The organism is Paramuribaculum intestinale (assembly GCF_003024925.1).
GTDB lineage: Bacteria > Bacteroidota > Bacteroidia > Bacteroidales > Muribaculaceae > Paramuribaculum > Paramuribaculum intestinale.
The window spans coordinates 1-7,667 of record NZ_PUED01000121.1 but is presented as its reverse complement, the minus strand read 5'-3'; the positions used below and the strand labels follow the sequence as shown (position 1 = coordinate 7,667).

Below are 7,667 nucleotides of genomic sequence, written 5' to 3'. Positions count from 1 at the left end.
GGTATGAGTTGCGCCGTCTGCCTCAAAGCGGCGTGTGGGAGGTGGTGTTGCCGTCCGATGCGATTTGTCACGGCCAGCTCTACAAGATGATGGTGCGCTGGCAGGGAGGTCAGGGTGAGCGTATACCGGCTTATGCCACACGTGTGGTGCAGGATGAGCAGACGCACATATTCTCCGCGCAGGTGTGGGATCCGGCGGAGCCGTACATATGGAATGTCGACAAGTTTCGTCCGGATACAAAGCCGTTACTGATCTATGAGTGCCACATCGGCATGGCGCAGCAGCGTGAGGGTGTTGGCACTTATCGTGAATTCAAGGATCTGGTGCTCCCGCGTATTCATGCCGACGGCTACAATGCCATACAGATCATGGCTATTCAGGAGCATCCGTATTACGGGTCGTTCGGTTATCACGTGTCATCGTTTTTTGCGGCTTCGTCGCGATTCGGCACTCCGGAGGAACTGAAAGAGCTTATAGATCGAGCCCATGAGCTGGGTATAGCCGTGATCATGGATATAGTCCACTCTCATGCGGTGAAAAACGAAGTGGAAGGGCTCGGACGCCTCGATGGCAGCCACGATCTGTATTTTTACGGCGACGGACGTCGGGAGCATCCGGCATGGGATTCGCTCTGCTTCGATTACGGCAAGAACGAAGTGTTGCATTTTCTGCTCTCCAACTGCAAATATTGGCTTGAGGAGTATCGTTTCGACGGCTTCCGTTTTGACGGTGTGACCTCAATGCTGTATTACAGTCATGGGCTCGGGCAGGCTTTCGGCTCGTATGACGACTACTATAACGGTCATCAGGATGTGAATGCCATCACATATCTGACTTTGGCCAACAAACTGATACATCAGATCAATCCTTCGGCAATCACCATAGCCGAAGAGATGAGCGGCATGCCGGGCCTGGCTATACCGTTCAAGGACGGGGGCATCGGTTTCGATTACCGTATGGCCATGGGAATACCCGACTATTGGATCAAGACTCTGAAAGAGAAAAAAGACGAAGACTGGCATCCGACGTCGATATTCTGGGAACTGACCAACAGGCGTGCCGATGAAAAGACAATCTCCTATGTAGAAAGCCACGATCAGGCTCTGGTGGGCGACAAGACGGTGATTTTCCGTCTGATCGACGATCAGATGTACTGGCACATGATGAAGGATGACGACAATATGACCGTGGCGCGTGGCATGGCCTTGCATAAGATGATACGTCTGGTCACGGCGTCGACCATCAATGGTGGCTATCTCAACTTCATGGGTAACGAGTTCGGCCATCCCGAGTGGATCGATTTCCCGCGCGAGGGGAACGGATGGAGCTACAAGTATGCCCGTCGGCAGTGGGATCTTGTTGACCGTAAGGAGCTGAAATACTCTTATCTCAACGATTTCGACAATGCGATGATCTCGCTGATAAGCGGCGTATATAATTTCCAGGATCTGCCTGTTACGAAATTGTGGGAGAAGGACGATGATCAGATTCTGGCATACCGTCGCGGAGATCTTGTGTTTGTGTATAATTTCAACCCGTTCAAATCGTTCTCTGATTACGGCATACTGACGCCTCCCGGCGAATATCAGGTGGTGTTGTCGAGCGATAGTCCGCTTTATGGTGGCTATGGCAATATCGATGAAACTGTACACCATTTCACAATTCCCGATCCGTTGTTCGAACCCCATGGTGTCGCATGGCTCAGACTATATATGCCGGCGCGCTCGGCACAGGTGCTCAAGCTTGTGGCCGGTTCGGGGAAAAAGGTGTCGAAGGCTTCGTCGTCAAAGATGTCTGAGGAGACGAAGCGTAAACCGGGTCGTCCGAAGAAGGCAGATTCTGAAGCGGAGACGCCGGTGGCAAAGCGCAAGCCCGGTCGTCCGAAGAAGGCAGATCCTGAAGCGGAGGCTCCGGCGGTAAAGCGTAGACCCGGCCGCCCCAAGAAGTCAGAGGCTGAAAAGCCTGCGGGACGCAAACCGGGTCGTCCGAAAAAAGAAGAATAAACATACTCCGGATAACATGCGGTGTGGCGGTAGTAGTGAAAATGCCGTCGCACCGCATGCGTTTTACCAGGCTGTGCGCGCCACATGTTATGCGCAATAGTGCACAATTGGCGTAGATTCGTATTTTTACGTTGATTAACGGTGGTGATAATAAAAAAATGATTAACTTTGTGGGCTAAATGGCGAATATGGCGTTTCTGAGATGTGAGCGCCTGTAACCTGACCCTAAGCCTGCGATGAAAGTCAAGATACATAGAGAAGGAACCAATATTCTGATTGTTCTGCTGCTGATACTGTCGGTGGTCAATGCTTCGGCGTGGATGTTTATCCGTCCGGCGGCAATCCCCATCGTGTTCACATCGGTATCGGGAGTGTTCTATCTCTTGGTAGTGAATTTTTTCCGTTCGCCTCGCCGTCATTTCCCCGGCAAGGTGACTGACTCGCTTGTCGTATCGTCGGTCGACGGGCGCGTGGTAGCTTTGGAGAAGGTCTATGAGAGTGAAGTGTTGCATCGCGACGTGATACAGCTTTCGGTGTTTATGTCGGTGGTCAATGTTCATGCCAATTGGTTTCCGGTCAACGGTGTTGTGAAGCTCGTGCGTCATCATTCCGGCCGTTTCCTGTCGGCTTATCTTCCCAAGGCGAGTCTGGAAAACGAACGGTCGACGATTCTGATCCGTGCCAGCAATGGCAGCGACGTTCTCGTCAGGCAGATAGCCGGAGCTGTAGCCCGGCGTATAGTGACTTATGCCGAAGTCGGTGAAGAAGCCAGCATTGAAGATCATCTCGGTTTTATAAAATTCGGATCGAGGGTCGATATATTTTTGCCTCTGGATACCGAAATACTTGTGAAAATCGGCGACAAGACGGTGGGTGGAATCACTGAAGTGGCGCGTCTGCGCGATCCATCCCAGTCAAATTCGTAAAGTGTTTCTCCAATCAAGCCCCAATGTCAATATTTACCCGCGTAAAAGCCAATATACCTAATTCCATCACCTGTCTGAATCTTCTCAGCGGTGCCTGCGCATGTGTGTTTGCGTTTCACTATCAAGAGGTCTTCGGCCCATTGTCGGGCTATCAGTGGGCGTTTGTGCTCATGGCAGCCTCGGCAGTGTTTGATTTCGCTGATGGAGCCATGGCCCGTCGGCTGCACGTATATTCACTGCTCGGCAAGGAACTCGACTCGCTGTCGGATCTGATAAGTTTTGGCCTGGCTCCTGCTCTGTTGATGTTTAACACAGTAGAGTATTTCCACGGTGGGTGGACCTGGTGGGCGTTCTGTTCGCTGGTCATAGTGCTTTTCGGTGCTCTGCGTCTTGCGCGGTTTAATATCGATGACCGTCAGACAACATATTTTATCGGTATTCCGATTCCGGCCAATGCTATTTTCTGGATCGGTTTTGTGGCATGGAATCATGCCAATATGTATCTTGGGGATATGCCTACGGCGCTGATACTTATAGCGTTCTCCTCGCTGATGATATGCTCGCGGCCGATGTATTCGCTCAAGTTTGTCAATTTCGGTTGGCGTGAGAATTTTACCCGTTATGTCATCATTCTGGCCACATTGCTGTTTGTCGTGACCGAAGGCGTTTCGGGCTTGGCATGGGCGATGCTGTTTTACGTGGTCGTTTCGCTGGCAAGCAAGAAGCGGATTGTTTCGGAGTGATCCGTTGAATCTATTGCTACAGCCCAAGGGGAGGGCTGCCGAACATATCTGGCCTCATAACCGTTTATTAACTGCGAACTATGAGTATTTTTCTGATACTTTTACTGATATTTCTTTTTTATCTGCTGCGTCCGGCGTTCAAGGTGTGGCAGACAATGAACCGTTTGCGACGTGAGGCTCGGTCGGCTTTCGAGCAGGGAGCGTCGTCGTACAGGCGCTCCGGCGACACGGGTAATTACCGGTCACGCCGCAGGCAGGAGTCCGCGCCGGTTCATCGTAAGGTATTCAGCCGTGATATGGGTGAGTATGTCGCTTTCGACGAAATATCCGAGGAGAGATCTTCGACATCACCTGACGGCGATAAAAAAACTACGGTTGTCACCGAATCACAGGTGACCGACGTTGAATGGGAGGATCTGCCTCCGAAGGAATGACCGGATCCGGTTCTCTTCGGTGCCGTATTGCTGTTTGTGCGAATGGCGGTCGGGTCGACGGATCGATAATGCAGGAAAATTTACTAACTTTGCTGCATGAAAAGCAATAATCTATGTGTGTTGATGCTCGGCGGTGCCAAGCGTGTATCGGTAGCGCGGCATCTGCAGGCTGCCGCCGCCCGTCGTGGCTTGACTCTTGACATACTTTCCTACGAGCTGGAATGCAGTGTGCCGATAGCATCCGTAGGCCGTGTGATCAAAGGACTGAGGTTTGCCGATGCCGGTGTTGTCGACGATATCCGCCATGTGATCAGTAGTGAACAGGTCGATCTGGTATTGCCTTTTGTCGACCCGGCGGTTGAGGTCGCAGCATCTCTGGCCGGTACGGTCAACGCTTTTGTTCCAGTGTCGGATGGCGCTCTGTGCAGAGTGATGTTCGACAAAGGGGAGGCCGACGGATGGTTCCGGGCTCATTCGCTTCCGGTGCCTGATCGTGTAGAACTGCCTTTCGGCGCATCATCGCTCCCGGTTATCCTCAAGCCCAGGCACGGTTCGGCTTCCAAGGGTATTGTCGTGTGCCGCCGCATGTCGGACATCCCTGAAAATTTGGATGCGCCGGGCTATATGGCTCAGAAATATATCGATAATGCCGAGGAGGTGACGGTAGACTGCTATGTCGGTGTTGACGGCAGGGTGCTTTCGGTAGTGCCGCGAATCAGACTCGAGACCGCCGGAGGCGAAGTGACGAGAAGCGTAACCGTCAAGGATGAAGCGCTGATGGAGCTTGCCCGCAGGGTGCTTGCCTCCGGTTTGTTCCGCGGGCCTGTGACAGTGCAGCTGATACGCGACCGAAAGTCGGGTCATACCATGGTGATGGAGGTCAACCCGCGTCTTGGAGGCGGCGTGGTCACTTCGATAGGAGCCGGATCGGGTATAGCCGACATGCTGATAGGTGAAACTCTTGGCGAACGGATGGAGCCTGTCGACAACTGGCGCGACAATACTCTCGTGGCGCGTTATCTCGAGGAGGTGGTGTTCTGATATTTTTTATTTGATTCAGTTTGTCTTATGCAGATAGTGATAGATCTTGACGGAACGATATGCAGGGAGATGAGGCAGTTCTCCCGACCGCTGGCCGAACCGATTCCCGGAGCGGTCGAAACGGTCAATGAATTGTATGACCGTGGCGACACGATAATAATCTATTCAGCCCGGACATGGGCCGAATATGAGGTGACGGTAGACTGGCTTCGGCGACATGGGGTGAAATACCACCAGCTGATGTTGGGCAAGCCGGTAGGCGATCTGTGGATCGACGACCGTTCGGTCAATCCGCGCGATATGGGATGGGACGGGATACGCAAACAACTGATCGATACAAAGCAATGAGCAAGGTAGTGATAATAGCGGAGGCCGGAGTGAACCACAACGGATCTTTAGAAATGGCCTGCAGGCTGGCCGACGAGGCAAAACACGCCGGCGCCGATTACGTAAAGTTTCAGACCGGAATCCCCGAAAATGTGATTTCCGTACGGGCCGAGCAGGCTGAATATCAGAAGCACAACACCGGGACGTCGGAGAGTCAGCTCGACATGGTGAGAAAGATAATGCTGCGGCCCGATGACTTCAAGCCATTGAAGGAGTATTGCGACAGCATAGGGATACGTTTTTTGTCGACTCCTTTCGATCTTGACTCAATCGACATACTGAAGCCACTGGAGATGGATCTGTGGAAGATACCTTCGGGCGAGATCACCAATCTGCCATATCTGCGCAAGATCGCGTCGATGGGGCAGCCGGTGGTGATGTCGACCGGCATGAGTAGGCTTGGCGAGGTCGACGACGCGGTGGGTGTGCTGCTTGACGGCGGTCTTACGCTCGATATGATAACGCTGCTCCATTGCAATACGGAATATCCGACGCCATATACCGACGTAAACCTGCGGGCAATGCTTACGCTGCGCGATGCGATCGGTTGCCGTGTGGGTTACAGCGATCATACGCTCGGCATTGAGGTGCCGGTGGCAGCGGTGGCTATGGGAGCCGAGGTGATAGAGAAGCATTTCACTCTCGACAAGACACTTCCGGGCCCTGATCATGTGGCTTCGCTCGAACCGGCGGAACTCAAGGCGATGGTGTCGGCGATCCGTCATACCGAGGCGGCACTTGGCTCGGGTCGTAAGGAGGTCAGTCGCTCCGAGCGCAAAAATATTGCGATAGCGCGCAAGAGTATCATAGCCGCTCGCCCGATCAGCAAAGGCGAGCGATTCAGCCACGACAATCTTACCGTAAAACGTCCGGGCAACGGAATCAGTCCGATGCTGTGGGATACGGTGGTAGGACTTGAGGCTCCGCGCGATTTCGAACCTGACGAACTGATAGAACTGAGATGAAAGCGATCTCGCCACGCAAGATTTGTTTTATCACCGGTACAAGAGCTGATTTCGGTATCATGAGCCGGCTGATGAAGGATCTAAGCCAGGTTGAAGGTGTCACGCTCCAGATAGTGGCTACCAACATGCACCTCTCGGCTCGACATGGCATGACGGTCGACGAGATTACGGCCGAAGGGCTTCATGTCGATGAGCGGGTGGAGATGGATCTGTCAGGCGACGACCGGCGGTCGACCGTCAAGTCCATGTCGCAGTGTCTGGGGGGAATGGCTGATGCCCTCGACAGGCTTAAGCCGGATATATGCGTGATTCTCGGCGACAGATACGAAATGCTTGCTGCCGCTTCGGCTGCAATGATCATGGGGGTTCCGGTGGCTCATCTTTATGGGGGCGAGATCACGGAGGGAGCCTACGATGATTCCATACGTCATGCCATTACAAAGCTCTCGCGTATTCATTTCACTTCGACCGAAGAATATCGTCGTCGTATCATCGCCATGGGTGAGGATCCGTCGACAGTTTACAGGGTCGGGGCTCTCGGTGCCGACAATATCGCTTCGATGTCGGTCATGACACTCGGCGAACTGGAGGAGAGCCTGGGCATGAGCCTTTCGGACGAATTCCTGCTCGCCACATTCCATCCTGTCACGCTTGAGCCCGGACAGGCCGCAGCGCAGACCCGAGCTTTGCTTGAGGCTCTTGAAGAGCGTCTGGGGCAGACGAAGGTGTTGTTCACAATGCCCAATTCTGATTCGGAGGGGGATACGGTGGCATCGTTGATCGCGGCATGGGCGCAGCGGCATCCGGGGTGTGTGAAAGCGGTGGCTTCGCTTGGCAGAGCACGGTACTATTCCGCTCTAAGGCATTGCATGGCAGTGGTGGGTAATTCATCGAGCGGGCTGACAGAAGCTCCGTCGATGGGAGTGCCGACGCTAAACATCGGCAATCGTCAGCGAGGTCGTGCTCAGGGTGCCACGATTGTCAATTGCGAGGCTACGCGCGGCGATATATCGGCCGGACTCGATATGGTCATGAGCCGGGAGATGCGCGACCGCTGCCGGCGCAATCCAGACAATCCCTATGCTTTTCACGGAACTCTTGAGGCGATAATGAAAGTGCTGCTCTCTACGCCGCTCCCTTTGCCGGCGTTCAAGCCGTTCTATGATGT

At 53.6% G+C, this 7,667-nt stretch carries 7 protein-coding genes and 1 pseudogene; all 8 read left to right on the top strand.

Going from position 1 to position 7,667, the window contains the following annotated elements:
- Positions 1 to 1,748 (top strand): annotated as a pseudogene (locus tag C5O24_RS09195) (alpha amylase C-terminal domain-containing protein); the annotation flags it as partial.
- Positions 1,749 to 2,239: 491 nt separating this feature from the next.
- Positions 2,240 to 2,929, top strand: a complete 690-nt coding sequence (locus C5O24_RS09190) for a phosphatidylserine decarboxylase family protein (RefSeq protein WP_107035134.1) — start codon at positions 2,240 to 2,242, stop codon at positions 2,927 to 2,929.
- A 23-nt stretch (positions 2,930 to 2,952) separates the two neighbouring features.
- Positions 2,953 to 3,672 carry a CDP-diacylglycerol--serine O-phosphatidyltransferase gene (pssA, locus tag C5O24_RS09185; RefSeq protein ID WP_107035133.1) on the top strand — a complete coding sequence of 240 codons (720 nt, stop codon included), beginning with the start codon at positions 2,953 to 2,955 and terminating at the stop codon, positions 3,670 to 3,672.
- Between the two features lie 80 nt (positions 3,673 to 3,752).
- A complete protein-coding gene (locus C5O24_RS09180; RefSeq protein ID WP_107035132.1) occupies positions 3,753 to 4,106 on the top strand; it encodes a DUF4834 family protein in 354 nt (117 codons plus the stop codon).
- A gap of 96 nt (positions 4,107 to 4,202) precedes the next feature.
- A complete protein-coding gene (locus tag C5O24_RS09175) occupies positions 4,203 to 5,147 on the top strand; it encodes an ATP-grasp domain-containing protein (RefSeq protein WP_107035131.1) in 945 nt (314 codons plus the stop codon).
- 27 nt (positions 5,148 to 5,174) lie between these two features.
- Complete coding sequence (locus C5O24_RS09170; protein ID WP_107035130.1) at positions 5,175 to 5,495, top strand: 5' nucleotidase, NT5C type; 321 nt, start codon at positions 5,175 to 5,177, stop codon at positions 5,493 to 5,495.
- Entirely contained in the window at positions 5,492 to 6,499 is a 1,008-nt protein-coding gene (gene neuB, locus C5O24_RS09165; RefSeq protein WP_107035129.1) for an N-acetylneuraminate synthase, read from the top strand. Before C5O24_RS09170 ends, neuB begins: the two co-directional genes overlap by 4 nt.
- The coding region (gene neuC, locus C5O24_RS09160; protein WP_107681734.1) for a UDP-N-acetylglucosamine 2-epimerase at positions 6,496 to 7,667 on the top strand (1,172 nt) is incomplete at its 3' end. The genes neuB and neuC, both read left to right, overlap by 4 nt.